This window comes from Roseobacter sp. HKCCA0434, assembly GCF_032464675.1.
Classification (GTDB): Bacteria; Pseudomonadota; Alphaproteobacteria; order Rhodobacterales; family Rhodobacteraceae; genus Pontivivens.
This window is the reverse complement of record NZ_JAWDKL010000014.1, coordinates 55323-81449: the sequence shown is the minus strand read 5'-3', so window position 1 is coordinate 81449 and position 26127 is coordinate 55323. Positions and strand designations below refer to the sequence as shown.

General features: G+C 68.9%; 30 protein-coding genes. 19 read left to right on the top strand and 11 right to left on the bottom strand.

Annotated elements, in window-relative coordinates; genetic code table 11:
- Nucleotides 1-49 precede the first annotated feature (49 nt).
- From RX333_RS10390 to nudC, 4 genes are all read right to left on the bottom strand, one after another.
- Nucleotides 50-505: an NUDIX hydrolase gene (locus tag RX333_RS10390; protein ID WP_316014871.1), complete on the bottom strand. Its 456-nt coding sequence runs from the start codon at nucleotides 503-505 to the stop codon at nucleotides 50-52.
- Complete coding sequence (locus RX333_RS10385; RefSeq protein WP_316014870.1) at nucleotides 502-1323, bottom strand: alpha/beta hydrolase; 822 nt, start codon at nucleotides 1321-1323, stop codon at nucleotides 502-504. Before RX333_RS10385 ends, RX333_RS10390 begins: the two co-directional genes overlap by 4 nt.
- Nucleotides 1324-1393: 70 nt before the next feature.
- On the bottom strand, nucleotides 1394-1804 hold the full coding sequence (locus tag RX333_RS10380; protein WP_316014869.1) for a hypothetical protein: 411 nt from the start codon (nucleotides 1802-1804) through the stop codon (nucleotides 1394-1396).
- 1 nt (nucleotide 1805) lies between these two features.
- Nucleotides 1806-2759, bottom strand: coding sequence for an NAD(+) diphosphatase (gene nudC, locus RX333_RS10375; protein WP_316014868.1), 954 nt, complete (start codon nucleotides 2757-2759; stop codon nucleotides 1806-1808).
- A 141-nt stretch (nucleotides 2760-2900) separates the two neighbouring features.
- Between nudC and RX333_RS10370 the strand changes: the two genes are divergently transcribed.
- The 3 genes from RX333_RS10370 (at nucleotide 2901) to ftsY (ending at nucleotide 5861) form a co-directional block, all read left to right on the top strand.
- Nucleotides 2901-4007: an FAD-dependent oxidoreductase gene (locus tag RX333_RS10370; protein WP_316014867.1), complete on the top strand. Its 1107-nt coding sequence runs from the start codon at nucleotides 2901-2903 to the stop codon at nucleotides 4005-4007.
- A 214-nt stretch (nucleotides 4008-4221) separates the two neighbouring features.
- Entirely contained in the window at nucleotides 4222-4632 is a 411-nt protein-coding gene (locus tag RX333_RS10365; protein ID WP_316014866.1) for an Imm8 family immunity protein, read from the top strand.
- 188 nt (nucleotides 4633-4820) lie between these two features.
- On the top strand, nucleotides 4821-5861 hold the full coding sequence (gene ftsY, locus RX333_RS10360) for a signal recognition particle-docking protein FtsY (RefSeq protein WP_316014865.1): 1041 nt from the start codon (nucleotides 4821-4823) through the stop codon (nucleotides 5859-5861).
- Nucleotides 5862-5976: 115 nt separating this feature from the next.
- On the opposite strand, the gene RX333_RS10355 is transcribed toward ftsY, so the two are convergent.
- Nucleotides 5977-6957: an ROK family protein gene (locus tag RX333_RS10355; RefSeq protein ID WP_316014864.1), complete on the bottom strand. Its 981-nt coding sequence runs from the start codon at nucleotides 6955-6957 to the stop codon at nucleotides 5977-5979.
- A gap of 128 nt (nucleotides 6958-7085) precedes the next feature.
- Between RX333_RS10355 and RX333_RS10350 the strand changes: the two genes are divergently transcribed.
- The 3 genes from RX333_RS10350 (at nucleotide 7086) to RX333_RS10340 (ending at nucleotide 10236) form a co-directional block, all read left to right on the top strand.
- Complete coding sequence (locus RX333_RS10350; protein WP_316014863.1) at nucleotides 7086-8114, top strand: sugar ABC transporter substrate-binding protein; 1029 nt, start codon at nucleotides 7086-7088, stop codon at nucleotides 8112-8114.
- Between the two features lie 170 nt (nucleotides 8115-8284).
- A complete protein-coding gene (locus tag RX333_RS10345; RefSeq protein WP_316014862.1) occupies nucleotides 8285-9460 on the top strand; it encodes an ABC transporter permease in 1176 nt (391 codons plus the stop codon).
- Nucleotides 9457-10236: an ATP-binding cassette domain-containing protein gene (locus RX333_RS10340; protein WP_316014861.1), complete on the top strand. Its 780-nt coding sequence runs from the start codon at nucleotides 9457-9459 to the stop codon at nucleotides 10234-10236. Before RX333_RS10345 ends, RX333_RS10340 begins: the two co-directional genes overlap by 4 nt.
- A 364-nt stretch (nucleotides 10237-10600) precedes the next feature.
- Here RX333_RS10340 and RX333_RS10335 read toward each other — a convergent pair whose 3' ends face one another.
- Together RX333_RS10335 and RX333_RS10330 are read right to left on the bottom strand one after the other, a co-directional pair.
- The gene (locus RX333_RS10335) at nucleotides 10601-11107 is read right to left on the bottom strand and encodes an MgtC/SapB family protein (RefSeq protein WP_316014860.1); all 507 of its coding nucleotides are present in this window, start codon (nucleotides 11105-11107) and stop codon (nucleotides 10601-10603) included.
- Between the two features lie 41 nt (nucleotides 11108-11148).
- Nucleotides 11149-11547 carry a GFA family protein gene (locus RX333_RS10330; RefSeq protein WP_316014859.1) on the bottom strand — a complete coding sequence of 133 codons (399 nt, stop codon included), beginning with the start codon at nucleotides 11545-11547 and terminating at the stop codon, nucleotides 11149-11151.
- A gap of 157 nt (nucleotides 11548-11704) precedes the next feature.
- On the opposite strand from RX333_RS10330, the gene RX333_RS10325 reads away from it, so the two are divergent.
- The 9 genes from RX333_RS10325 (at nucleotide 11705) to RX333_RS10285 (ending at nucleotide 17910) form a co-directional block, all read left to right on the top strand.
- Nucleotides 11705-12130: a GNAT family N-acetyltransferase gene (locus tag RX333_RS10325; RefSeq protein WP_316014858.1), complete on the top strand. Its 426-nt coding sequence runs from the start codon at nucleotides 11705-11707 to the stop codon at nucleotides 12128-12130.
- 75 nt (nucleotides 12131-12205) lie between these two features.
- Nucleotides 12206-13111 carry a DMT family transporter gene (locus RX333_RS10320; RefSeq protein WP_316014857.1) on the top strand — a complete coding sequence of 302 codons (906 nt, stop codon included), beginning with the start codon at nucleotides 12206-12208 and terminating at the stop codon, nucleotides 13109-13111.
- Between the two features lie 3 nt (nucleotides 13112-13114).
- Nucleotides 13115-13714: an inner membrane-spanning protein YciB gene (locus RX333_RS10315; protein ID WP_316014856.1), complete on the top strand. Its 600-nt coding sequence runs from the start codon at nucleotides 13115-13117 to the stop codon at nucleotides 13712-13714.
- Nucleotides 13715-14092: 378 nt separating this feature from the next.
- Entirely contained in the window at nucleotides 14093-15019 is a 927-nt protein-coding gene (locus RX333_RS10310) for a DMT family transporter (protein WP_316014855.1), read from the top strand.
- 50 nt (nucleotides 15020-15069) lie between these two features.
- Nucleotides 15070-15408 carry a DUF952 domain-containing protein gene (locus RX333_RS10305; protein WP_316014854.1) on the top strand — a complete coding sequence of 113 codons (339 nt, stop codon included), beginning with the start codon at nucleotides 15070-15072 and terminating at the stop codon, nucleotides 15406-15408.
- On the top strand, nucleotides 15405-16448 hold the full coding sequence (locus RX333_RS10300; protein ID WP_316014853.1) for a quinone-dependent dihydroorotate dehydrogenase: 1044 nt from the start codon (nucleotides 15405-15407) through the stop codon (nucleotides 16446-16448). The genes RX333_RS10305 and RX333_RS10300 overlap by 4 nt, the downstream gene beginning before the upstream one ends.
- A 76-nt stretch (nucleotides 16449-16524) precedes the next feature.
- Nucleotides 16525-17265 carry a heme ABC transporter permease gene (locus RX333_RS10295; RefSeq protein ID WP_316014852.1) on the top strand — a complete coding sequence of 247 codons (741 nt, stop codon included), beginning with the start codon at nucleotides 16525-16527 and terminating at the stop codon, nucleotides 17263-17265.
- Nucleotides 17265-17405: a heme exporter protein CcmD gene (ccmD, locus tag RX333_RS10290; RefSeq protein ID WP_316014851.1), complete on the top strand. Its 141-nt coding sequence runs from the start codon at nucleotides 17265-17267 to the stop codon at nucleotides 17403-17405. The genes RX333_RS10295 and ccmD overlap by 1 nt, the downstream gene beginning before the upstream one ends.
- Nucleotides 17398-17910 carry a DsbE family thiol:disulfide interchange protein gene (locus RX333_RS10285; RefSeq protein ID WP_316014850.1) on the top strand — a complete coding sequence of 171 codons (513 nt, stop codon included), beginning with the start codon at nucleotides 17398-17400 and terminating at the stop codon, nucleotides 17908-17910. The genes ccmD and RX333_RS10285 overlap by 8 nt, the downstream gene beginning before the upstream one ends.
- A gap of 405 nt (nucleotides 17911-18315) precedes the next feature.
- Here the strand turns inward: RX333_RS10285 and RX333_RS10280 are convergent, their stop codons facing one another.
- Nucleotides 18316-18780, bottom strand: coding sequence for an MmcB family DNA repair protein (locus RX333_RS10280; protein ID WP_316014849.1), 465 nt, complete (start codon nucleotides 18778-18780; stop codon nucleotides 18316-18318).
- A 317-nt stretch (nucleotides 18781-19097) separates the two neighbouring features.
- Here RX333_RS10280 and RX333_RS10275 point away from each other — a divergent pair, with 317 nt between their 5' ends.
- The 4 genes from RX333_RS10275 to RX333_RS10260 all read left to right on the top strand — a co-directional run bounded on the left by RX333_RS10275 (nucleotide 19098) and on the right by RX333_RS10260 (nucleotide 23154).
- Nucleotides 19098-19676: a 5-formyltetrahydrofolate cyclo-ligase gene (locus RX333_RS10275; protein WP_316014848.1), complete on the top strand. Its 579-nt coding sequence runs from the start codon at nucleotides 19098-19100 to the stop codon at nucleotides 19674-19676.
- 9 nt (nucleotides 19677-19685) lie between these two features.
- Nucleotides 19686-20501 (top strand): TIGR00282 family metallophosphoesterase, encoded by an 816-nt coding sequence (locus RX333_RS10270; RefSeq protein ID WP_316014847.1) that lies wholly within the window; start codon nucleotides 19686-19688, stop codon nucleotides 20499-20501.
- Nucleotides 20502-20622: 121 nt separating this feature from the next.
- Nucleotides 20623-22338 carry an SLC13 family permease gene (locus RX333_RS10265; RefSeq protein ID WP_316014891.1) on the top strand — a complete coding sequence of 572 codons (1716 nt, stop codon included), beginning with the start codon at nucleotides 20623-20625 and terminating at the stop codon, nucleotides 22336-22338.
- Between the two features lie 75 nt (nucleotides 22339-22413).
- A complete protein-coding gene (locus RX333_RS10260) occupies nucleotides 22414-23154 on the top strand; it encodes a YebC/PmpR family DNA-binding transcriptional regulator (protein ID WP_316014846.1) in 741 nt (246 codons plus the stop codon).
- A 243-nt stretch (nucleotides 23155-23397) separates the two neighbouring features.
- On the opposite strand, the gene RX333_RS10255 is transcribed toward RX333_RS10260, so the two are convergent.
- From RX333_RS10255 to RX333_RS10245, 3 genes are all read right to left on the bottom strand, one after another.
- Complete coding sequence (locus RX333_RS10255; protein ID WP_316014845.1) at nucleotides 23398-24735, bottom strand: MATE family efflux transporter; 1338 nt, start codon at nucleotides 24733-24735, stop codon at nucleotides 23398-23400.
- Between the two features lie 66 nt (nucleotides 24736-24801).
- Nucleotides 24802-25311, bottom strand: a complete 510-nt coding sequence (locus RX333_RS10250) for a DinB family protein (protein ID WP_316014844.1) — start codon at nucleotides 25309-25311, stop codon at nucleotides 24802-24804.
- A 308-nt stretch (nucleotides 25312-25619) separates the two neighbouring features.
- Nucleotides 25620-26078, bottom strand: a complete 459-nt coding sequence (locus tag RX333_RS10245; RefSeq protein WP_316014843.1) for a carbon monoxide dehydrogenase subunit G — start codon at nucleotides 26076-26078, stop codon at nucleotides 25620-25622.
- Nucleotides 26079-26127: the final 49 nt, after the last annotated feature.

The following is a 26127-nucleotide window of genomic DNA, read 5'->3' as shown; positions in this document are numbered from 1 at the left end:
CGAAAGCCCCGTAGCGCAAGCTGCGGGGCTTTTTATTTGGGCGTCGCTGTCAGCGCAGCAGGTCTTTCAGCCCCTCGGGATACAGGCGCGGCCGCTCCGGCCGGTCCAGCCCGTCCGGATCGAACCACTCCGCGAAGCACACGGTCCCACCCTCCTCGCGGAAGGAGAGGCGCGTCTGTCCGTCGAACGCGCCCTCGGGAAAGGTCACGTCGAACAGCGCGATGACCTCGTGCCCGATGCTGCCCTCATGGCGGAAGATGTTTTCCATGAATACCGGCGAGCCGCCGACCGTGACCACGATCCCCAGTTCCTCGCGAAACTCCCGGATCACCGCGTCGCGTGCCGTCTCACCGAACTCCACGCCGCCGCCGAGCGGACGGACGCCTTTCACCTTGCCTGCATCGTCAAGAACCTCGACCGCCAGCAGCCGCCCCTGCCGCCAATGCAGGCCGAGCGCCTTGAACCGGATCGCCGGGGCAGGGCGCCAGACCGGACCGCCGCTCAACAGCCCCCAGGCCCCGCGTCCAGCCAGTCGACCACGTCGCGATAGGTCGGCGCCTGCCCGCGCAGCAGCCCTGCGAAGGCACCGATGATGTTGATGTGACCGACACCCTCGTAGAGCCGCATCTCCGACCGGTTGCCCGCCACTTCCAGCGCCGCCTGCATCAGCCGCGTATCCTCGTCATGCACCGTCTCGTCGTCGAGCCCGTGGATCAGCAGCGAGGCGGGAGCAGGCCCCTCGGCATAATCGATCGGCTGGCTCGCGTCCCGCGTCGCGCGGGGGAAGCTGTCGCCCAGCCGGTTCTCGTTCAGCGGCAGGAAGTCATAGGGCCCCGCCAGTCCGATCACACCGTCGAGATCACAGTTGGACCGCCCCAATGACTGCATGAACCGCTCGTCATAGGCGATCATCGTCGCGATATGCGCACCCGCCGAATGGCCCATCAACACCACGTCGCGCCCCTGATCCAACAGGTGATCCGCCGCCAGTGCCGCATCCTCCACGAAGGTCGGGAACACCGCCTCGGGCGTCAGACGGTAGTTGATCGCGGCCACCGGATAGCCCGCCTCGGCCAGCGCCGTGCCGAGGAAGCGGTAGATGTCCTTCGACCCCTCCTCCCACGATCCGCCATGCACGAACATCACCGTCGGCGCGCCCGGTCGCGCGTTGACCGGCTCGTAGAGGTCGTAGCCCTGCCGCGCCAGCGGGCCGTAGCTCAGATCCCGTGTCTCGCGCACCGCGTCGGAGCCGGAGAAGGCGTTGACCACATCCACGGGCGAACAGGCGGCGAGCAGGAAGGGCAGGGCGAGGGCGAGGCGCATGGGAAATCTCCGGTCAGATGTCTTCACGAAAGCTAACCGTCCCCGCGCCCGCGTCCACCGCGCCGTTCCGTCACGCCCGCTGCGCGAGCTTGGCGACCATCCGCTCCAGCCCCGACTGCATCTTGGCCTCCATCATCTTCAGGCCGGTCATCAGCATCTTGCCCTTGATCGACCGACCCTCGAAATCCAGTGCCACCTTCAGGTCGCTGCCCCCCGATGCCTCGGCGATGTCGAAGCCGAGCGTCACCGCCAGCCCCTGCGCCTCGGTCAGGTAGACCAGCCGACCGGGCACGTTCTCCACCCGCGTCAGCGTGCCCTCGGTCTGCATCCCCTGAACCTCGGCCTGCAGGTCCCACCTGTCGTCGCCCGCCGGGGTCAGACTCATGTCCTTCGACACCGCATCGAAATTGGCAGGCTCCGCCAGGTAGGATTGCAGCGCGTCCGCCTCGCGCGCCACATGGGTCTCGGTCGTCAGATGCATCTCAACTCCTGTCTTCCAGCCACATGTCGAGCAGGTGGCGGGCAATCGCGCCCTTCCGGGCCGGTTTCAGATCCGGGTCATCCCCCGCCATCGCGGCGAGGCAGCGTTCGCGGCTGACCCAGATCGCGTCGTCCAGTTCCACCGGATCGAGCCTTATGTCCCGCTCCAGCGCCTCGCCCGCGCAGCCGATCATCAGCGACGCCGGGAAGGGCCAGGGCTGCGAGGCGAGATAGCGCACCGCGCCCACGCGCAAGGACGCCTCCTCCATGACCTCGCGTCGCACGGCCGCCTCCACCGTCTCGCCCGGCTCCATGAAACCGGCGAGCAGCGAATACATCCCCGCAGGCCATCCGGGTGAGCGGCCCAGCAGCACGTCGTTGCCATGCGTGATCAGCATGATGACCACCGGATCCGTGCGCGGGAAATGCGAGGCCCCGCAGGACGGGCACGCGCGGCTCCACCCTCCCTTCGCGGGCTGAGAGGCCGCGCCGCAGCGCGCGCAGAACCGATGCGTCCGGTGCCATTCCAGCATACCGCGCGCCATCGCTGCATTCCCGGCATCGCCAGCCGACAACACACCCATCGTCGCGCGCAGATCGGCGAAGGCCTGCCCCTCCGCCAGACCTGGCGCGGGGTTGCGCGACGGATCGTGGAACTGCGCCAGCTGCGCGGGATCGGCCACCACCTCTGCCCATCCCGACAGATCGGCGGCGAAGCGCGGCGCCCCGTCGCGCGCCAGGCCGAGGAAGATCGGTGCCTCCACCGCTTCGGCGGGCAAGGCATGGGGCGCGAGCCACACCAGCGCATCCCCCGGCCCAAGCAAGGGCTTGCCCTTCCAGAAGCAGGCGACCCCCGCCTCCGGATGCGCCCAGGCCGCCGACAGCCCCGCGTCGTCGTCGCGCAGATGCGCCGCGCGGTCGATATCCGCGCCTCCGAAAGTCACCTGCTCGTCCATGCATCCCTCGTCCTTCGCGCCCGCAGCTAGCACGCCCACGGGCCCCCGGCAAACCACGCCATCTTCGGATTGGCCCAAATACTCCATTGACCCCGAAGCCGCCCGGCGCTCCCATCGCGACGACGCAGCGCAGGAGCATCCATGTCCACCCTCACCCCCACGCTCACCGTGGTCGGCGGCGGCATCAACGGCCTCGCCACCGCCCGCGCGGCCACCCTGCGCGGCTGGCAGGTCACGCTGGTGGAGGCCGGACCGCTGCCCAATCCCCACGCGGCGAGCTGGGACCATCACCGCCTGATCCGCAGCCACTACGCGGGCCAGCCCCATTACGCCGCACGCATGGGCGAGGCCTGGGCCGCCTGGGACCGGCTCTTCACCGACATCGCCGCGCGCCCCTACGTCCCGCGCGGCGTCATGGCGCTGAGCCAGGCCGAGGGCGACTGGACCGACCGCGCCCGCATGGCCTTCGAGGAGACGGGCCTGCCGCACCGCACCCTCGACCAAGCCGAGATCGCCCGCGAACTGCCGATGCTGGAGCCCGACGGCCTGCGCTACGCCCTGCTGACGGAGGATGGTGGCGCGCTCCTCTCCGACCGCATCGTCGAGGCGCTGCTGCACTGGCTCGCCGCGCGCGGGGTGACGCTGATCGCGAACAGCCCCGTCACCGCCGTCGACGCCGCCACCGCGACCGTCCACACGGCTCAAGGCCCGATCACCGCCGACCGCCTCGTCGTGGCCGCGGGCGTCGGCCTGCCCGCGCTCGACCCGTGGTTCGCCGAGCATACCCACGCCCGCCGCGCCACCGTGGTCTATGCCGACGTGCCCGACAAATGGCAGGACGCCTGGTCCACCGCCCCCGCCTGGGTGGACCTCGGCGGCGAGGACGACCTGTGGGGCATCCCGCCCTGCGCGGGCCAGCCGCTGAAACTCGGCTACGGCCTCCACACCCGCCCCGGCGACCCCGCGACCGAGCGCGCGGCGACCGAAGCCGACACCGAGACCATCCTGATGGCCTACCGCGACCGCTTCCGCGAGATCGAGACCTACGCCCCCGACCGCACCGTCGCCAATTTCTACCTGATGGCCCCCGACCAGTCCTTCGTCCTGCGCCCCGACGGCCCGACCCTCTGGCTCAGCGCCGATTCCGGCCACGGCTTCAAGTTCGGCGCCCTGACCGGCGAGGACGTGGCCGACGCCCTGGAGGGCGATGCGGGGAAGGTGGCGGACAGGATGGCGGGGCGGGGGTGATAGCGCATTCTCACGCGCGTTGGCCTATTTCTATAATTGATCGGGAGTTGAGCATGGACCAACGGTGCGTTAGCAGGTCCGCTTTGCGGAACGGAGCGGCATTTCGCTTCGGCTGCGCCAAGGTCGGCTAATCGAACCCGCACGAGCTATCCCTTCTTGTTTAGGGCGTATATAGTTCCAAGAGAATTTTTGGGTGCGAACAAGGGGGGCGTCGATGAAAGCTGAGATAAAGCGCTTCTGCATATGGGATGATCACTCCCAACAGTTCTATCCTGAAGATCCAGAGTATTTCTTTGCCATGGTTGATATGAATATCGGCGCGGCCGATTCTGAGGGGGGCGACATATTCAATGTGATGGTCTGCACTCCGCGCTGGTTTGAAGAAAACATCATGACAAGGCGTCCCGCAGATCCGACTCATGAAACCGTTCGAAAAAATATTTTCGGAAGGCACTACTTGTTCGTCCACAATTTCGACGAAGATGAAATCAAAAAGGAAGTCAGTTGGATCGTAGATCGCGTCAAAGGCAAAGACTGGAGTGAAATTGCGACTCGCCTTTCCCGCTACTTTGGTTGGGAATTTGAGGACTATAACCAAGATTGCGGATTGCCCCAGTCATTTTGAGAAGGCACGAGCCCATGCGAAAGCGCTCTGGACGGGGTTAGGCCCGCAGCTTTCGCTGTACTGCCAGGAAGAGCCGACATCCGTGCAAGCCACAGCATCATGCACTTTGGGCTCATAGCGGTCCCCCCCACCCTTCCCCTTCCGCGCCCAACCCTCTACCTAGGGGCCAACAGGCCAGAGGTGCGCGCATGTCCTTCTTCTCCAAACTCAAGTCCCGGCTGACCAAGTCCTCCTCGAAGCTGGAGGAGGGGCTCGACGCCATCGTGGAGGAGGCTCCGGCCCCCGAACCCGCCGCCCCCGCAACGCCCGATCCGACGCCCGCGCCCACGCCGGACCCCGCGCCGCAGCCGAAACCCGGTTTCCTGTCGCGCGCGCTCGGCCGCTCCGACGCGCCGCGCCGCATCCTCGACGACGCCATGCTCGAAAGCCTGGAGGAGCTGCTGATCCAGTCCGACATGGGGGTGGAGACGGCGCTGAACGTCGCCGCGGCGCTCGCCGAGGGCCGCTTCGGCAAGCGTCTGTCGACCGACGAGATCAAAGAGGCGCTGGCCGACGAGATCGCGAAGATCATCGAACCCGTCGCCCGCCCCCTGCCGATCTATGCCAAGAAACCGCAGGTCGTGCTGGTGGTCGGCGTCAACGGCTCGGGCAAGACAACCACGATCGGCAAGCTCGCCTCCCAGTTCCGCGCGGCGGGCAAGTCCGTGGTCATCGCCGCGGGCGACACCTTCCGCGCCGCGGCGGTCGAGCAATTGCAGGTCTGGGGCGAGCGGGCGGGCGTGCCGGTGATGACCGCACCGCAGGGCTCCGACCCCGCCAGCCTCGCCTATGATGCCATGCAGAAGGCCGAGGCCGATGGCGCGGACCTGCTGATGATCGACACCGCGGGCCGCCTCCAGAACCGCGCCGACCTGATGGAGGAACTGGCCAAGATCGTCCGCGTCATCCGCAAGAAGGACCCCGAGGCGCCGCACAACACCCTCCTGGTGCTCGACGCCTCCACCGGCCAGAACGCCGTCAGCCAGGTCGAGACCTTCCGGAAGATCGCGGACGTGTCGGGTCTGGTGATGACAAAGCTCGACGGCACGGCCAAGGGCGGCGTGCTGGTCGCGCTCGCCGACCGGTTCGGCCTGCCGATCCATGCGATCGGCGTGGGAGAGGGCATCGACGACCTCGCCCCGTTCGACCCCGAGGAGTTCGCCAAGGCCCTGACCGGCGCCGAGGCGTAGCCACCGACCCGTCCGCCGGGCAGGCGCCACCACGGCTCATCCTCCCCTAAGCCGCTCCGGCCCCCGAGCCGGAGCCTCGCCCGCCTATGCGGCCCCCCGGCAAGCGGTGTCCGCCTCACGACAGGAAGAACTCCGCCTCCAGCGCTACCGTCGCGGCGCCCAGCACCCGCGCATCCGCCCCGACCGATCCCGCCGCGACCTCCGGCACGATCAGCCCGCGCAGATCCTGCTCCGCCATCGCCGCGCGCACCCGGTCGACCAGCAGCTCGCGCACATGGTCGGGGAACAGCCCGTCGATCACCAGCAGCTCGAAATCCAGCACCGCGCAGGCCGCCGTCACCGCCTGGGCGAGCGCCTTCACCGTCTGCCCCAGCCAGGTCTCGAAGACCGGATCGTCTAGCGCCCAGTCGTACCCCGCCAGATCACGCCCCGCCATCTGCTCGAAGCGCAGCAGCGACGCGATGTCGAGCAGCTGCACCTGTCCCCCCGCGCCACCGCGCACCGGCAGTGGTCCCAGCGCCCCCGCATTCCCGAGCCTCCCGTCGCGCACCCGCCCGTCGAGCACCACGCCCCCGCCGGGCAGCGCGCCGATATAGAGGTAGATCCAGTCGCCCGCCGCCCGCCGCGTGCCCCAGGCGAGCTCTCCGCGCGCGGCACAGGTCATGTCGTTGCGCAGATGGGCGGGCGCGCCGGTCTGCGCCTCGATCCGCCGCACCAGATCCAGCGCCTCCCACTCCGCGCGCGGGGCGTGGCGGGCATAGTCGTCCCAGGCCCAGATCTCGTAGGGCATCGCGATCCCGGTGCCGCAGGGCGGCGGGGCGCCAGGCGTGGCCGACAGGATCTCGGGCACCGCCTGGTCGAGGAACCGCACCAGCGCATCGGGTGTGGGCACCGGCCAATCCCGGCCGCGACGCGCGACGATTCCGCCGGCCAGATCCACCGATGCCAGCTCCACCGAGCGCCGACCGACCTTCAGCCCCAGCGCCCGGCGGCGCAGCAAGGTCAGCACCAGGCGCTGGTTGTGCAGCGCGCCGCCCGTCTGGTTCGCACCGCTCGGCCGATGCTCGACGCCGGAGAAGAAGGCCCCTCGTGTCATGTCCGCTCCTTATCTAAATTCAATTGATAAAAGCTTGACCCGAATCCCGCAATGGGGTTTTGATGAATTCGACCCGGCGATCACAGCCGGGGAAGTCATGGCCGAACGGCCACATTTGGGAGGATGATATGACGAAATTCATGACCGGAACCGCTCTGGCCCTGATCGCGATGTCCGGCGCGGCCTTCGCCGACGCGCACATGGCGCCCGAGGGCACCAGCGCCTGCCTGATCACCAAGACGGACACCAACCCGTTCTTCGTGAAGATGCGCGAAGGTGCTGCCGCCGCGGCCGAAGAGCTGGGCATCGAGCTCAACAGCTATGCCGGCCAGGTCGACGGCGACAACGAAGCACAGGTCGCCGCGATCGAGACCTGCATCGCCAACGGCGCGTCGGGCATCCTGCTGACGCCGTCCGACACTTCCGCAATCGTCGACAGCGTCCAGCAGGCGCGCGACGCGGGCATCCTGGTGATCGCGCTCGACACCCCGCTGGACCCGATCGACGCGGCGGACGCGACCTTCGCCACCGACAACTTCCTCGCGGGTGAGCTGATCGGCCAGTACGCCGCGGCCGCGATGGACGATCCCGAGAACGCCAAGATCGCGATGCTCGACCTCGCCATCAGCCAGCCCACCGTCGGCGTGCTGCGCGACCAGGGCTTCCTGCAGGGCTTCGGCATCGACCTCGGTGACGACAGCCGCTGGGGCGACGAAGACGACGCGCGCATCATCTGCAACGAGGTCACCGCCGGGAACGAGGAAGGCGGCCGCACCGCGATGGAGAACTGCCTCGCCGCCGATCCCGACATCAACGTCGTCTACACGATCAACGAACCGGCGGCTGCCGGGGCCTATGAGGCGCTCTCCGCCGTGGGTCGCGAGAACGACGTGATGATCCTGTCGGTCGACGGCGGCTGCCCGGGCGTCGAGAACGTGAGTGAGGGCGTGATCGCCGCCACCTCGCAGCAATACCCGCTGCGCATGGCGTCGCTGGGCATCGAGGCGATCGCCGCCTTCGCCAAGGACGGCACCATGCCCGAGCCGACGGAAGGCAAGGACTTCTTCGACACCGGCGTCGCGCTCGTCGCGTCCGAGCCGGTGGACGGCGTCGACTCCATCTCGGTCGAGGAAGGTCTCGACCTCTGCTGGGGCTGATCCCCACCGCCGGGCGGCGCTGACGTCGCCCGGCACCCTCGCTTGCGATCCCGGCGCGGCCCCGCCGGTGCGACGCGATACGACACAACCCGGATTCCGAACCGAAACTGTGGCAGGATGGCCGCGCCGGACCCCTGTGTCCGGCCGGGACCCTGCACGGGAGACACAGAATGACCATGGATGATGCGGGCGGCGGCCGCGCGCCCAACGATCACGAAGCCTCCGTCCGCGCCCGGCGCGAGGAGGCGGTAGCGAATTTCGAGCGTCCCCGCGACATCGTCGGCCGGGTGCAGCACGCGCTGCACGTGACACCCGCGCTGGTGCCGCTGATCGTGTTGACCGCGGCCATCATCGGCTTCACCTGGCTTCTGGGGACGCGGTTCCTGGAGCAGTTGCCCCTCATCATGCAGCAGGTCCAGATCGTCGGCGTGCTGGCGGCGGCACAGACCCTCATCATCCTGACGGCGGGCATCGACCTCAGCGTCGGGGCCATCGCCGTGTTCTCCTCGGTGGTGATCGGTCAGGTCAGCTTCCGCTATGGCGTGCCGCCTGCGCTCTCCATCGCCGCGGGCCTCGCCATCGGCAGCGCCATCGGTGCCGCCTCGGGCTGGCTGGTGTCGAAGATCAAGCTGCCGCCCTTCATCGTCACGCTCGGCATGTGGCAGATCGTGCTCGCCACCAACTACCTCTACTCGCGCAACGAGACCATCCGCTCGCGCGAGATCCGGGAGGAGGCGCCGATGATGCAATGGCTCGGCGCCAAGCCCAACGAGCAGATCGTGCAATGGATCGAGGCGTCCCGCGGCATCGAATGGGAGCGTCGGCGCCCGCCGCAGACCGACAGCCCGGTGCTCGATTTCCTCTGGGCCACCAACATCACCTACGGCGTGCTGGTGATGATCCTGCTCTTCGCCGTGCTCGCCTACGCGCTGCGCGCTACTGCCTGGGGCCGCCACGTCTATGCCGTGGGCGACGACCCCGAGGCCGCGGCGCTCGCCGGTGTCAACGTGCGCCGCACGCTGATGAGCGTCTACATCCTCGCCGGGGCCATCTGCGCGGTCGCGGGCTGGATCATGATCGGTCGCTTCGGCTCGGTCTCGCCCTCCGCTTCCACGGGCGTGCTGGGCAACATCCAGTCGATCACCGCCGTGGTGATCGGGGGCATCTCGCTCTTCGGCGGGCGGGGCAGCATCTGGGGCGCGTTCTTCGGCGCGCTCATCGTCGGCGTGTTCGAGCTGGGCCTGCGCATGGCGGGCGCGGACGCGCAATGGACCTACCTGCTGATCGGCACGCTCATCATCGGCGCCGTCGGCGTGGACCAGTGGATCAGGAAGGTGAGCGCATGACGACCGAAACCATCCTCGAAGGCCGCGGCCTGACCAAGCGCTACGGCAAGGTCGTGGCCCTCGACAACTGCGATTTCGACCTGCGCGCGGGCGAGATCCTGGCCGTTATCGGCGACAACGGCGCGGGCAAGTCCACGCTGATCAAATGCCTCTCGGGCGCGGTTGTGCCCGACGAGGGCGCGATCACGCTCGAAGGGCAAGGCGTCTCCTTCGCCTCGCCCACCGACGCGCGCGATGCCGGGATCGAGACCGTCTACCAGACGCTCGCCGTCTCCCCGGCACTGTCGATCGTGGACAACATGTTCATGGGCCGCGAGCGGCGGCGCGAGGGCTGGCGGGGCCGCTGGCTGCGCCAGCTCGACAAGCCCGCGATGCGCGCCTTCGCGCGGGAGAAGCTCTCCGATCTCGGTCTCATGACCATCCAGAACATCGACCAGCCGGTCGAGACGCTGTCGGGGGGCCAGCGGCAGGGCGTGGCCGTGGCCCGCGCCGCCGCCTTCGGCTCCAAGGTCATCATCCTCGACGAGCCCACGGCGGCGCTGGGCGTGAAGGAAAGCCGCCGCGTGCTCGACCTGATCCAGGACGTGCGCGCGCGCGGCATCCCGATCATCCTGATCTCCCACAACATGCCGCACGTGTTCGAGGTCGCGGACCGGATCCACGTCCACCGCCTCGGCCGCCGCCTGGCCGTGGTGGACCCCAAGGCCTGCTCGATGTCCGACGCCGTGGCCCTGATGACCGGCGCCATGTCTCCCGAAGGGCTGGAGGCCGCCTGAACCCGCAAGCCCCGGCCCCCGAGCCGGGGCGCCCCTCAACGCTATCCCGCGCGGAATCAAGCCGAAGGCGCCGCGCATCGCCGGGCCGCCCCCCGGCACGGCGATTTGGTTAGCCGAGATGCGATACGTTCAGGTCATGCGGACTTGGCAGCCATAAAGTGTCACGCACCACCGTCGCATCGCCGCACCGCGGCCCGTTGATGCGCGGCTTTACGAGCTTCGCCGGCTTGGCAATTTGGCCGACGGAGGCGCGGCGCAATTAGGTCATGTGGCCTTGGCAGCCATCAAGTGCCACAAACCAACGTCGCACCGCGGCCCGTCAATGCGCTCTGTCTTGCCCCGGCCCCCGAAGCGCAGCCTCCCCTCAGCCCTCGTGGCTCAGATCCTCGTCATCCGCCTTCGACGACACCTTGTGCGACACCCGGCTCAGCAGGAACAGCACCGCCAGCGCCATGCCCGTGGCCATCAGCGCCAGCGTCAGCCGCCCCGTGCCGCAGGCCAGCCCCACCGCACCGGCCAGCCACATGCTCGCCCCGGTCGTCAGCCCCTTCACCTTCACCCCCGACGTGATGATCGACCCCGCGGCGAGGAACGCGACCCCCGCCGTCACCGCCTCGATCAGGCGCAACGGGTCGAATTGCAGCCGGTCGCTGTCGCCCATCCCCACCAGCTCGAAGGCGATCAGCGCGAAGAGGCACGCGGCGAGCGCGATCATCACATGCGTGCGCAGCCCCGCATTGCGGGCGAAGGCCTCGCGCTCCAGCCCGATCGCCCCGCCCAGCACCGCCGCCGCCAGCATCCGCAGCAGCACGATGCCCGTTGGTACGGCGGCGTTGGGATCCGAGAATTCGGCGATGACGAGGTCGAGCATGACACTCCCGTGACGTTTCGATGACGCTTGGACGCAAGCACCTAATCCGCCCCGCCGCCGCGTCCATCTCTGCCCAATTCGGCGCTCGCGGCCCAGGCGGGCCGATCCGCGAGGAACTCGTGCATCCCGTTGCGTATCCCCGGATCGTCGTCGAGGCACTGCGCATTTATCGGGAACGCACCCTCGGGCGACAGCGGCTCGCCCAGCGAGGTGCCGCAGCATCCGCAGAACGAGCGGTGATAGCCATATCGCGCCGTCGGCTCCAGCGTGACGAGCCGTTCTTCTCCCCGCACCAGGCGGAACTGCTGCCGCGTCACGAAGACGAAGGTGGAGGTGCCGAGCTTCCGGCAGCGCGCGCAATGGCACGTCCCCATCGCGGACGGCGCACCCGCGATCTCGAACGCGACCGCGCCGCAGACGCAGCTTCCCCGAATGGTCATGAGATTCTTCCTTCCAGCTTGTGAACTCGTCGCACTGTGCCAGACCGCTCCTGCCAACGTGGTGTCAGCAGAGTGCCGCCCCGCCATGCATTTGCGCGCGGGCGGGTTTGCGCCCACGGCCACTGGACGCGCCGGGGCGAAGGCGTATGGTCGCGCCATGACTCTCTCGCCCCCCGACCCCGCAGCATCCGACGGCTGGTCCGACATGCCGCCCGATCCCGAACACTACGTCGCACTGCGCACCACCTGCGGCCTGGGCGCGCGCACGGTCGCGGCGGCGCGCATCGGGATGGAGAACGGCCTGCACTGCTCGGCCCTGCGCAAGGACGGCGCGGTGATCGCGATGGCGCGCATCATCGGCGATGGGGGCTGCTTCACGCAGCTCGTCGACGTGATGGTCCATCCCGACCACCGGGGGCAGGGGCACGCACGCGCCGCCCTCGACCGCGCGTTGGGCTGGGCCGAGGCAAACCTGCCCGAGAGCTGCCTCGTCTCGCTCGTGTCCACTCCGGGGGTGGAGCCGGTCTACGCCGCGCGAGGCTTTCGACCTCTCACCGGCATGGTGCGCAATGTCGGATCCTGAGCGCGCCCGCCCGACGAACTGCCATACGCATGCCATACGGGGTGCATACGCATCGCATACCCGGTTTTTCGCGCCATGACCGACTGGATCGCCGCCATCGAGGGCACCGAGGCCGGCCACCGCGCCGCCATGCTGCTCGCCCTGACCTCCGCACTCGCGCACGCCCTGTTCGGGGCCTTGCAAAAAGGCCGCTACGACCCGTGGCTGATGCGCGGTGCGATCGATTTATCCTATGGTCTCATGGCCTTGCCGATCGCGCTCTTCGTCTTCCCGCTGCCCGACGCGCGGCTGTGGCTGGTGCTGGTGGGGGTGTTCGTCATCCACGCGGGCTACAAGCTGCTGATGGCGATGGCCTATACCCGCGCCGCCTACACGGTCGTCTACCCGGTCGTGCGCGGCACCGCCCCCGTCATCACCGTCCTCGCCGACGGTCTGGTGTTCCAGGAACATTTCAACGCGACGCAATGGGCCGGTACGGCATTGGTTTCGCTGGCGATCTTCGCGCTGGCCGCGGTGAACCTGCGCGCCGCGACCGTGGGCCGCTCGACCCTTTGGGCAGCTCTCGGCCTCGCCGTCCTGACGGGTGTCTTCACCACCTTCTACACCGTCTACGACGCCTGGGGCATCCGGCTCGCCGACAACGCCTTCACCTTCCTCGCCTGGTTCTTCGTCGTCGACGGGCTGTTCCTGTTCCCCTGGATCGCACTCGCCCGCTGGCGAGCCATGCCCGAACGTCCCGCCCCCGGCCCGCTGATGGCGCGCGGGCTGCTCGGCGGTTTGCTCGGCTTCGTCAGCTTCGGCGCGGTGATGCTCGCCACCCGGCTCGACAAGGTGGGCGAGGCGGCGGTGCTGAGGGAGACCTCGACCGTCTTCGCCGCCGCAATCGGCTGGATTTTCCTGCGGGAGACTGTAGGACCTGTCCGCGCGCTCCTGATGGCGCTGATCGCGGCGGGCGCGGTGCTCGTGGAACTGGGAGGCTGAGACATGGCCGAGATGCGACAACTGCACCCCGCGCTGAAGATGGCGCTCGAGATCGGGCCGGTCGCCCTGTATTTCCTGGCCTATCGCCGCTTCGCCGACACGCCGCTGCCGGGAACCGAGTACGAGGGCGTGGTCGCCGCGACGATTGTTTTCGTCCCCGCGATCCTGATCTCGCTCGCGATCAGCTGGGCGCTGACGCGGACCCTGCCGCGCATGGCCGTGTTCACCGCGATCATCGTGGTGGTGTTCGGCGGGATCACCGTCTGGCTCAACGACGATACCTTCACCAAGATGCGGCCGACGGTGATCTACGGCCTTTTCGCCTTCGTTCTGGGCTTCGGGCTGTGGGTGCAGGGCCGCTCCTGGCTGCGCTACCTGATGGGGGAGATCATGCCCCTGACGGACGAGGGCTGGATGCTGTTCACCCGCAACTGGGTGGTCTTCTTCGCCGCGATGGCGCTGTTCAACGAGTTCACCTGGCGCGTGCTCGGCGAGGAGGCTTGGATCTGGCTCGACACCTTCGGCCAGATGATCCTGACCTTCGTCTTCATCGCAACGCAATTCCCGCTGCTGCAAAAGCACAGCGTGGAAGAGGGGGAGTAGAAGCGCTCCTGTCCGCGCAGATCACTCTGCGCGGAATCAAGCCGAAGGCGCCGCGCATCGGCCGCGCCAAAGGTGCGCTTCCAGCGCGACCCGCCCCCCGGCACGGCGATTTGGCTGATGGATAGGCGACATGGCTAGGACACACGGACCTGGCCACCATAAAGTGCCATGCTCATACCGAGGATCGCCGCACCGCGGCCCGCCGATGCGCTCCGTTCCGCTCCAGCCTCAGGCACACCCCGACCCCGGCCTTGCGCCGGGGCCGGTGCATCGTAGAGAGCGGTCCAGGATCAGGTCCGGGACATCGGCACCGGCTACATACCCGCCATGCACCGATCGCACGCGACAGCGCCCCCGCCACCCCCTAACCTGCGCGCCATGACCTTCCTGCGCGGCATCCTCCTCAAACTCGCTTCCGTCGCTGTCTTCGTCGTCATGGCCGCCATCGTGAAGGCCGTCGCGGACGACGTGCCGCCGGGGCAGACCGTGTTCTTCCGCTCGCTCTTCGCCATCCCGATCATCCTCGGCTGGCTCGCCCTGCGGCACGAGGGACTGCGCGAGGGGCTCGCCACTGCCAATCCGATGGGGCACCTGTGGCGGGGCCTCGTCGGGACGACCGCGATGGCGCTGACCTTCACCGGGCTGGGCCTGCTGCCGCTGCCCGAGGTCACGGCGATCGGCTATGCTGCGCCGCTCTTCGCAGTGATCCTCGCTGCGATGTTCCTGGGCGAGGAGGTGCGTGCGGTGCGCCTCGCCTCGGTCGCGATGGGGCTGATCGGCGTCGCGATCATCCTGTCGCCGCGCCTCAGCGCCTTCGACGCGGGCGGCCCCACCGATCGTGAGACGCTGGGCGCGGTCATCGTGCTCGCCTCCGCCGTCTTCGTGGCGCTCGCCCATGTGTTCATCCGCAAGCTCGTGCAGGTGGAGCGGACGACCGCCATCACCTTCTGGTTCTCGGTCACGGCGAGCGTCCTGTCGCTCGCCACGCTGCCCTTCGGCTGGGTTCTGCCGGATCTCGCCACGCTCGGCCTGCTGATCCTCGCGGGGCTGCTGGGCGGGGTGGGGCAGATCTTCCTGACCTCCGCCTATCGCTACGCGCCGACAGGGGTAATCGCGCCTTTCGACTATGCTTCGATGCTGTTCGCACTGCTGCTGGGCTATGTCGTCTTCGACGAGGTGCCGACAGCCCGGATGCTGGTCGGCGCGGGCATCGTGGTGGTGGCGGGCCTGCTGATCATCTGGCGCGAGCAGCGCCTCGGCCTCGAACGGGCGAAACAGCGCCGCGCCCAGACCCCGCAGGGCTGACTGGACAGGACCGCCGCCGCCCGCTACCCCACCCGCAAAGGGAGGCCCCGATGCGCATCTACAAGATCTTCCGCAGCCATGAATGGGAAACGCTTCAGCGTGACGGCATGACGCTCGGCGCGCCTGTGGACGTGGCGGACGGCTACATCCATTTCTCCACCGCCGAGACGGTGCGGGAAACGGCGGCAAAGCATTTCGCGGGCGAAGACGACCTGATCCTCGCCTGGGCCGACAGCGACAGCTTCGGCGACGACCTGAAATTCGAGGAGAGCCGCGGCGGCGCGCTGTTCCCGCATCTCTACCGCAGCCTGCGCGCCGACGAGATTGCGGGCCATGCCGCCCTTCCCCTCGTGGCGGGCGTCCACCAGTTCCCCGAGACGCTGCCATGATCGAGCGCGCGGGCCTCGCCCTGTTTCACCGGATGGACCCCGAGGCTGCGCACCGCGCCGCCCTGACCGCGCTGCGGCTGGGTCTCGCCCCCAAAGGCGGCGCGATCACCTCGCCCCGGCTCGAAACCTCCGTCGCGGGGCTGCGCCTGCCGAACCCGCTGGGCCTGGCCGCCGGTTTCGACAAGAACGCCGAGGCCGTGGATCCCCTCCTGCGCACCGGTTTCGGCTTCGTCGAGGTCGGCGCGGCCACCCCGCGCGCGCAACCCGGCAACCCGCGCCCGCGCCTGTTCCGGCTCAGCGAGGATCGCGCGGTCATCAACCGCTTCGGCTTCAACAACGATGGGGTGGAGGTCATCGCCGACCGCCTCGCGGCGCGGCAACGCCCCGGTGTGGTCGGCCTCAACCTCGGCGCGAACAAGGACAGCGACGACCGCGCCGCCGATTACGCCACCGTCCTGCGCCGCGCGGGCCCCCATGTCGATTTCGCGACCGTCAACGTCTCCTCCCCCAATACGGAGAAGCTGCGCGACCTGCAGGGGGCCGAGGCGCTCGCCCGTCTCCTCGCAGGCGTGATGGAGGTGCGCGACAGTCTCGCGACACCCATCCCCGTCTTCCTCAAGATCGCCCCCGACATGGACGCGGGCGCGCTGGCCGAGCTGTGCGCCGTGGCGGAAGAGGCGCGCATCGACGCCATTGTCGCCACCAACACCACGTTGGGGCGCGAGGGCCTCGCATCCCGCCATGCAGGCGAGGCCGGGGGCCTGTCGGGCGCGCCGCTGCATGACCTGTCGCTGCGGGTGCTGGCCGATGTCCACAGCTTCACCGGCGGGCGCATTCCGCTGATCGGGGTCGGCGGCATCTCCACGGGTGCCGAGGCCTATGCCCGCATCCGGGCAGGGGCGAGCGCGCTGCAACTCTACTCCGCGCTGGTCTACGAGGGGCTGGGCCTGGTGCCGCGCCTCCTCGCCGATCTCGACGCCCTGTTGGCGCGCGACGGCTTCGCCACGCTGGCCGAGGCCGTCGGCGTGGACGCCGTCTGAGCGCTGGCGCGGCCATGACGCGATTGCGACCCCCTGCCGCTTGCGCAGCCGCGCCGCGGGCGGTTACATCGCGACCATGAGCATCTGGGAATTCGCCAATCCGGCCCGTTTCACGCGCCTTGTCAGCCGCATCCTGCCCTGGGCCGCGGGCGTCACCGCGCTGGCGCTGGGCCTCGGGCTGATCTGGGGCTTCTTCTTCACGCCCGACGATTTCCGGCAAGGCTCGACGGTCAAGATCATCTACATCCACGTTCCCGCCGCGCTGATGGCGATCAACGCATGGTTCATGATGGCCGTCTGCTCGCTGATCTGGCTGATCCGGCGGCACCATGTCAGCGCCCTCGCCGCGCGGGCCGCAGCCCCGATCGGCGCCGTGATGACCGTGGTGGCGCTGCTGACCGGCGCGATCTGGGGCCAGCCGATGTGGGGCACATGGTGGGAGTGGGATCCGCGGCTGACCTCCTTCCTGATCCTCTTCGTCTTCTACCTCGGCTATATCGCGCTGTGGCAGGCGGTTGAGGAGCCGGACAACGCCGCCGACCTCACTGCGATCCTGTGCCTCGTCGGCTCGGTCTTCGCGGTGCTGTCGCGCTATGCCGTGCTGATCTGGAACCAGGGTCTGCACCAGAGTGCGTCGCTCTCCCTCGACAAGGAAGAGAACGTGGCCGACGTGTTCTACCATCCGCTGCTGCTGACGATGGCGGGCTTCGTCGCGCTGTTCGTGGCCCTCGTGCTGCTGCGCACCCGCACCGAGATCCGCGCCCGCCGCCTGCGTGCGCTGAGCCTGCGCGACGCCCGGTCGCAGGAGGCGCTCTGATGCTCGACCAATATGCGCCCTACGTGCTCGCCGCCTACGCGGTCACGGGCCTGCTGATCGGCGGGCTGATCGCGGTGTCGGTCCTGCGCAGCGCCAAGGTCCGCCGCGACCTCCAGGCGCTGGAGCGGCGCGATGGGTAAATTCAATCCCGTCTGGCTGGTCCCGATCATCGCGGGCGGCATCCTCGCGACCTTCCTCTGGGCGATGTACTTCACCGATGACGAGCTGCCCTCGCAGTTCATCGCGCGCGAGGCGCCGCCGCTCGACCTCCAGCCCTTCCAGGGCGATCTGCCGGAACTGGGCGGCGAGGTGAAGCTGGTGAACTTCTGGGCCAGCTGGTGCGGCCCCTGCCGGATCGAGCATCCGGTGCTGATGGACCTCGCCGCCGAAGGGCTGCCGATCCTCGGCGTGAACTACAAGGACGACCCCGACAACGCGCGCGCCTTCCTGGCGGAACTGGGCAACCCCTACGTCGCCATCGGCGCGGACGAGAGCGGCCGGACGGGCATCGACTGGGGCCTCTACGGCGTGCCCGAAACCTTCGTGATCGACGCGGAGGGCAGGGTCGTCCTGCGCTTCCCCGGCCCCGTGACCGAGGACGTGCTGGAAACCCGCATCCGCCCCGCGATCGAGGCGGCAAGGTAGTGATTGGACTATGCGCCGGCGCCGAGCCGGGTCGCTAAACACTCGTTCCTCAGCGCGGAATCAAGGTGCGCAGCACCGCCGCGCATCGCCGGGCCGCCCCCCGGCACGGCGATTTGGTTGGTGGATGCGCGACGTGGGTAGGTCACACGGATTTGGCGGGCATAAAGTGCCACGCTCCAACGTCGGATCGCTGCGCCGCGTCCCGACGTTGCGCTCTGTTACGCCCCGGCTCCAGAGCCGGGGCCGCGTGGATACATGCGATTCCGGATCAAGTCCGAGGCGGAGCAACTCCCGCTCCCACCGCACCGCGGCCCGACGCTGCGCTCCCCCACCGCTCCGGCCGCAGAGCCGGAGCCTCGCCGTTCCACGCGGTCCCGGATCAAGCGCGGGACGCAACACCTCCCGCTACCCCTCCGGCCCGATCCGGCTCAGGTCCGGCTCCAGCCAGCCCAGCTGCCGCCGCATTGCCGTGCGCGCGAGCTTCAGCACCATCGCCTTGCGCCGCGCGGGGGCGAGCCTGGTCAGCGGCGCCTCGCGCAGCACCGCCGCGTCGTAGCGGTCGGCGACGATCAGGCCGCAGCCGTCCTCGGGCAGCACCTCCTGCGGGAACCCCTCGGGCACGGCCCAGAAGAAGCGGTCGCACCACTGCAGATAGCCCTGCCATTTCGCATCCGCACGAAAGTCGGCGAGCGAGCTCTTGCACTCAACGATCCAGACCTCGCCCTTCGCCGTCAGACAGGCGAGGTCGACCCGAAACCCCCGCGCTGGCACGAATTCCGGGATCGCCGTCACGTCGAGCGTGTCGAGATGGCGCCAGACGCCGCGGGCGATTTCGAAGCCGGGGGCAAGCGGTTGGGCAGGCAGGGTCATGGCCCTACATGAACGTATGGTGAACGGCTCGTCAAGGACAAGCCGCCGCACCCCTTGCAACACGCCCGCGCGTCGCTATCTGATGGCTCAGGCGGGTGCTGTTCCTCTCGTTTGGGCTCTTATATTCACGAGGCCTTACTTTTTCTCGCGGGAGCTGGCTCTGCGACTGACCCTGGTCTATCGCACCCGGCGCCCACCTGGTTTTCCAGGTCCCGAGAATCAGCAGTTCCGACGGTTGCTACGGGCCCGCCGCTTTTCCATCCTTCCAGGTCGCGATCCGGCTGCACCCACGCGCAGCCCGCGCTAGGCTGCGCGGCATGACCGACCTGACCGAGATCAAGGCCACCCAGCGCCGCGCCGCCTTCGCCGCGCGCAAGGCCGCGCATGCCAGCGGGGCCGAGGCCACCGACCCGCTGTCGCAGGCGGTGCGGGCCGCGCCCTCGCGCATCGTCGCGGGCTACATGCCGATCCGCACCGAGATCGACCCGATCGCCGCCATGACAGTGCTCCACGCCGAGGGCCGGCGGATCTGCGTCCCGGTCATCGAGGGCGCGGGCCAGCCGCTCGCGTTCCGCGAGTGGACGCCCGACGCCATGCTCGTCCCCGGCCCCTTCGGCGCGCAGGTGCCCGAGGGCGGCGACTGGCTCACCCCCGACACGCTGATCGTGCCGCTCGTCGCCTTCGATCGCGCGGGCAATCGCCTCGGCTATGGCGGCGGGTTCTACGACCGCACGCTCGAACGGCTCCGCGCCCACGCCCCCACCCACGCCATCGGCCTCGCCTATGCCGCGCAGGAGATGCCGCTGACGACCGAGCCCACGGACCAGCCGCTCGACCGCATCGTCACCGAGGCCGGGATCATCGACCCGCTTGCCGCGCCCGTCGCCGCGCGCTAACCCGGACCCATGCGTATTCTCTTTCTGGGCGACGTGATGGGCCGCGCGGGGCGCCGCGCCATCACCGAAGGGCTCGCCGATCTCAAATCCGCGCTGAAGGCCGACTTCACCATCGTGAACGGCGAGAACGCCTCGGGCGGTATGGGCCTGACCGGCGGCCATGCGGACCTCCTGTTCGAGGCGGGGGCCGACTGCGTGACGCTGGGCGACCACGCCTTCGATCAGAAGGACATGCTCACCCATATCGCGGGCGACGACCGCATCCTGCGCCCGCTGAACTTCGCGAAGGACGCGCCGGGCCGCGGCGCGCGCATCTTCGAGGTCAGCCGCGGGCGGCGCATCCTCGTGGTGCAGGCACTGGGCCAGGTCTTCATGAAGCGTCCCTTCCCCGACCCGTTCTCGGCCGTGGAGGCGGAGCTGAAGCGCGCTCCGCTCGGCGGGCGCGTCCACGCCACGCTGGTCGATTTCCACGCCGAGGCGACGAGCGAGAAGATGGCGATGGGCCACTGGTGCGACGGTCGCGCCTCCGCCGTCGTCGGCACCCACACCCATGTCCCCACCGGCGACGTGCAGGTGCTGCCCAAGGGCACCGCCTACATGACCGATGCGGGCATGTGCGGCGATTATGACAGCGTCATCGGCATGGAAAAGGCCGAGCCGATGCGCCGCTTCATCATCGGCATGCCCAAGGCCCGCTTCACCCCCGCCGAAGGGCCCGCCACCCTGTCGGGCCTGTTCGTCGAGACCGACGACCGCACCGGCCACGCAATCGCCGCGCATCCCATCCGCCACGGCGGGCGGTTGGCACAGGCCCTGCCATCTTGACCTTTCCGCGCCTCGCGTCACATTCGCGACGTTTGCCACCTGCGAGGGACCAATCCCCGTGACCGAGCTTTTGTCCTTCGAATATCCCGGCGCCATTGCGGGCATCGTCATCGTGCTGGGCATGTTCGCCGTTTTCCTGACCGAGCGCTGGCCGGTCGAGGTCGTGGCGATGGTCGCGGCAGGCGTCATGGTCGTGACCGGGCTGGTGGAACAGGCGGCGGTCCTGACCGCGCTGTCGAACCCCGCGCCCTGGACCATCGCGGCCATGTTCATCCTGTCGGGTGCGCTGGTGCGCTCCGGCGCGCTGGCCGCGTTTTCCCAGCGCATCGCCGATCAGGCGGGCACCCGGCCCGTGGCAGTGGTCGCGGCACTCGGGGCCTTCACGCTGATCGCCTCGGCCTTCATGAACAACACGCCTGTCGTGGTCATGCTGATCCCGGTGGTCCTCGGCCTTTCGCAGTCGATGAAGGTCGCGCCGTCCAAGCTGCTGATCCCGCTCAGCTACACCGCGATCCTGGGCGGGATGCTGACGCTGATCGGCACCTCCACCAACCTGCTGGTGGACGGTGTCGCGCGCGAGGCGGGCCTCGCCCCCTTCACCCTGTTCGAGGTGACGCCGCTCGCGCTGATCGTCGCGGCGGCGGGCCTGATCTATATCCGTTTCCTCGCGCCCATCCTGCTGCCCGAGCGCAGCTCGATGGCCGGCTTCCTGACCGAGCGCAAGAGCCAGAAGTTCTTTACCGAGGTCGCCATCCCCATCGGTTCCCGCCTCGCCGGACGCCCGGTGATGGAGGTCGAGCTGTTCCGCCGCGACGGAATGCGGGTGATCGACGTGCTGCGCGGCGATGCCAGCCTCCGGCGCAGCTTCCCGGACGTGGAACTGGCAGAGGGCGACCGCGTCGTCCTGCGCACCGCGGTCAACGAGCTTCTGGGCCTCAAGGAAAGCGGCGACGTGGTGATGGTGGACCGCGCCGATGGGCGCCGCATGGTCACGGTCGAGGCGCTGATCTCGCCCGGCTGCCGTCTCGTAGGCCGCACGCTCGGCGGGCTGCGCTTGCGCCGCCGCTACGGCGTCTATCCCATCGCCATCCACCGCCGGAACCAGAACCTCGGCCGCCAGATGGACGAGGTGATCGTCCGCGTCGGCGACACCCTGCTGATCGAGGGCGACCCCGAGGACATCCAGCGCCTCGCCCGCGACGTCGACCTGGTGAACCTCGCCGAACCGATCGAGCGGCCCTTCCGCCGCTCCCACGCGCCGCTTGTGCTTGCCGTGCTGGCGGGCGTCGTCGTGCTCGCCACCATCGGCATCGCGCCCATCCACATCCTCGCGCTGCTGGGGGTCGCCATCGTGCTCGCCACCCGCGCCATCGACAGCGACGAGGCGATGGAATTCGTCGACGGGCGGCTGCTCGCCCTGATCTTCTCGATGCTCGTCATCGGCTCGGGGCTGGAGGACGCAGGCAGCGTCGAGCTGATCGCGGGCACGCTCGCGCCGTTCCTGTCCGACGTGTCGCCCTGGCTGCTGGTGCTCGGCATCTACGCGCTGACCACGACGCTGACCGAGCTGGTGTCCAACAACGCCGTCGCGGTCGTCGTCACCCCCATCGCCATCGGCATCGCGCAGACGATCGGCGTGGACCCGCGCCCTCTGGTGGTGGCCGTGATGGTCGCGGCCTCGGCCAGTTTCGCCACCCCCATCGGCTACCAGACCAACACGCTGGTCTACGGCCCCGGCGGCTACCGCTTCACCGATTTCATGCGGATCGGCCTGCCGCTCAACGTGCTGCTGGCCTTCGTCGCATCGGCGGTGATCCCCTTCCTCTGGCCGCTCTGAGCGCGGCTTGAAAGGGGGCGCGCCCCTGCCGTATAAGGCGCGCAGATCACGCAATCGCAGGTAAGGGAGGCCCTCATGGCCGGACATTCCAAATGGGCCAACATCCAGCACCGCAAGGGCCGCCAGGACGCCGTGCGCTCCAAGCTGTTCTCCAAGCTCAGCAAGGAGATCACCGTCGCCGCCAAGATGGGCGACCCCGATCCCGACAAGAACCCCCGCCTGCGCCTCGCGGTGAAGGAGGCCAAGAGCCAGTCCATGCCCAAGGACAATATCGACCGCGCCATCAAGAAGGCGATCGGCGGCGATGCCGAGTCCTATGACGAGATCCGCTACGAGGGCTACGGCCCCTCCGGCGTCGCCGTGATCGTCGAGGCGATGACCGACAACCGCAACCGCACCGCGTCCAACGTCCGCTCCACCTTCTCCAAGAACGGCGGCAATCTTGGCGAGACCGGTTCGGTCGGCTTCATGTTCGACCGCAAGGGCCAGATCACCTACCCGGCGGATGCGGGCGATGCCGACACCATCATGATGGCCGCGATCGAGGCCGGTGCCGAGGATGTCGAAAGCTCCGAGGACGGCCACGTCATCCTGACCGCCGACACCGACCTCAACGACGTCTCGAACGCGCTCGAAGCCGAGCTGGGCGAGAGCGAGAGCACCAAGCTGATCTGGAAACCCCAGACCACCACCGAACTCGACCTCGACGGCGCGCAGAAGCTGATGAAGCTGATCGCGGCACTGGAAGACGATGACGACGTCCAGAACGTCACCGCCAATTTCGAGATCTCCGACGAGGTGATGGAACAGCTCTGAGCGCCGCGTCCCGGCCCCCGAGCCGGGACCGCCCTCCGATCCATCCCCTCCGTTCCGGCCTCGAGCCACCTTCTCCCCAGCGCGGAATCAAGGCCGAAGGCCGCCGCGCATCGCCGGGCCGCCCCCCCGGCACGGCGATTTGGCTGATGGTGGTGCATGACTGCGACCTCACACGGACTTGGCTGCCATAAAATGCCATGTTCGAACCGAAGATCGCCGCACCGCGGCCCGCCGATGCGCGGCTCACACCCGCCGCGTCAGCGCCCGGAACCGCAGGCCCATCGCCGTCACGCTCACCACGCTGGCCAGCAGGATGCCCTGATAGATCCCCGCGACACCGCCGCCCTCGCGGATCGCCAGCCACCAGCAGGCGGGCACCATCACGCCCCAATAGCTCACCAGATGCAGCGCCGTGGGCACCCAGGTATCGCCGCGCCCCCGGCAGGCATGACTCATCACCGTCTGGTTGCCGTCGAAGACCAGCGCCAGCGTCATCCACACCATCACCGGTGCAGCCGCGCCCAGCACCGCCGCATCGTCGGTGAAGAGCCGCAGCGCCCCCACCGGGAACAGCGTGTAGAGCATCGCGAACACCGCCGAGGACCCGGTGGCGAGCGCCAGCCCCACCCATCCGGCGAGCGCCATGCCGCGCGCATCGCCGCGCCCCCAGGCATTGCCGACCCGCACCTGCACCGCCGACGCGATCCCGAAGGCGAGCATGAAGGTCAGCGCCAGGAACTGGAACAGCACCGCGTTCGCGGCCAGCGCCAGCGTGCCCATCCATCCGACGAACTGCGTGACCATCACGAAGGCCCCCGCCTCGAACGTGTAGGACAGCCCCGCGCCGTAACCGATGCGTCGCTGCTCGGCGGGGGGCGGGGCCTCCGCCGCGACCGCGATGCCGTAGCGCTCCCGCCCCGGCATCAGGTGGCGGGCATAGACCCACAGCCCCAGCGCCAGCAGGGCGGAGTTTATCACGGTGGCGATGGCCGCACCCTCCGCCCCCAGCGCCGGGACCGGCCCCGCGCCGAAGACCAGCACCAGGTTCAGCCCCAGATTGGTCAGGTTCGCGATGGCGACCGCGATCATCCCCACCTTGGGCCGGTGCAGCGCCTCCAGAAAGGTCGTCGTCACGAAGTAAAGCGCGACGAAGGGCAGGGCGAGCGCCACGATCCGCGTCACGCCCCCCGCACTCTGCGCCCGCGCCGGGTCCTGCCCGAGCAGCGCGAAGAGCTGCGGCGCGAATTGCAGCGCCAGGGCGGCGGCCAGCCCGACACAAGCCCCGTACATCACGCCGCGCCGCCAGATCGTCCCCGCCGCACGGTCGAGCCCGGCGCCCGTCACCCGCGCCGTCAGCACGCCGACGCCCAGCGTCAACCCGGCCAGTGCGGCGAGCAGACTGTCATAGATCGTCAGACCCAGCGTGTAGTCGGCCAGCTCCTCCGCCCCCGCGCGACCCAGCACCAGCACGTCCACGGTCGCGAATCCCACCAGCCCCAGCCGGGCCAGCATCACCGGCCAGGCGAGGATCAGCGTGCGCCGCACGTGGTCGGCGATCGTGTGGTTGGGCAGGGTCTCCATCCGTCCCGCCTATACGGGACGGCGGGGCAGGGGAAGGGCCGATCCAGCCCGGTTGGCGCGCTTGGCTCAGACGTCGTCGGGCATCAGGAACAGGTCGGTATCGCCCGGTGCGGCCCCCGCAGCCGTCAGCATCGCGTGGATCTGTCCGCGGTGGTGGGTCTGGTGGTTGAACATATGCGTCAGGACCGTCGTCGTCGGCTTGCCGATCTCCTTGCCTGCAGCGCCCGAATACCAGCTCATGTCGCCGCGCAGGTCCGCATCGTTGAGACTCTGGCTCCAACGGAGGATCTCCGCGTCGAGCTTGCCGCGCGCGGCGGTCAGGCTGTCCCAGTCGGGCTCCTCCTCGGTGGACATGGTGATCGAGCCGGCGCTCGGGCCGTCCATGCCGGCGAGGCGGCTCATCCAGATGCGGTCGGCCCAGAGCAGGTGGTTCATCGTGCCGTGGATCGAGGCGAAGAAGGCCCGCCGATCCTCGCGCCGCGCGCCTTCGTCGAGCGTGCCCGCTGCCGCGACCTGCGCCCCGTTCTGCCACGCGGAATAGCGGGCCATCATCCGCACCCAGTCCGAGGTAATCATCCGTCACCGTCCCCATGCTGCAATCGCTCGGTCGCATTTCGCACCGAACCCGCCACCTTGGCGAGCGGAAAACGCGTAGCGGGCGGCGGCCATTAACCGGTCTCCCGCGAAATCTGGCGGAGCATTTGCTCAAGTCAATGATTTTAAACGGAAAACGACAAGGCAGCGAAGTCCGCCGCGTTAACCTTTTCCCGGCGGGGAAAGGGCAAACCTAGCCAACCCGCCAATCCGGAGCCTTCTCAGGGCTCCACCGGCTTTCCCCGCGGGGAAATGGTCAGTGCTCTTGCCCCATTCCCCGTGGGGAAGGGTCAGGCGGTTCCGCTTTCCGCCCCCTCGACCCGGTTCTTGAAGGTCTCGAAGAACTGGTCGGCCATCTTCTTGGCGAAGCCGTCGACGATCCGGCTGCCGAGCTGCGCCAGCTTGCCGCCCACCTTGGCATCGACCGTGTAGGCAAGTTCGGTCCCCTCGGGCACCTCCGCCAGCGCCACGTCCGCAGCACCCTTGGCGAAGCCCGCGGCCCCGCCCTTGCCCTCGCCCACGATGCGGTAACTGACGGGAGCCACGACATCTTCGAGCCGCACGGCACCCTTGAAGGTCGCCTTCACCGGCCCGACCTTCTGCACGACCGTCGCCTCGAACCCCTCCTCCGGCGATCCGGTCAGCTCCTGGCAGCCGGGGATGCAATCCTTCAGCACCTCGGGGTCGTTGAGCGCAGCCCAGACCGTGTTGCGATCCGCCGCGATGGTGCGCGTGCCGGTCAGTTCCATGATGCTCTCCCCGAATGTTTGCGGGGCGAATCTAGATGCGACGCCCGGT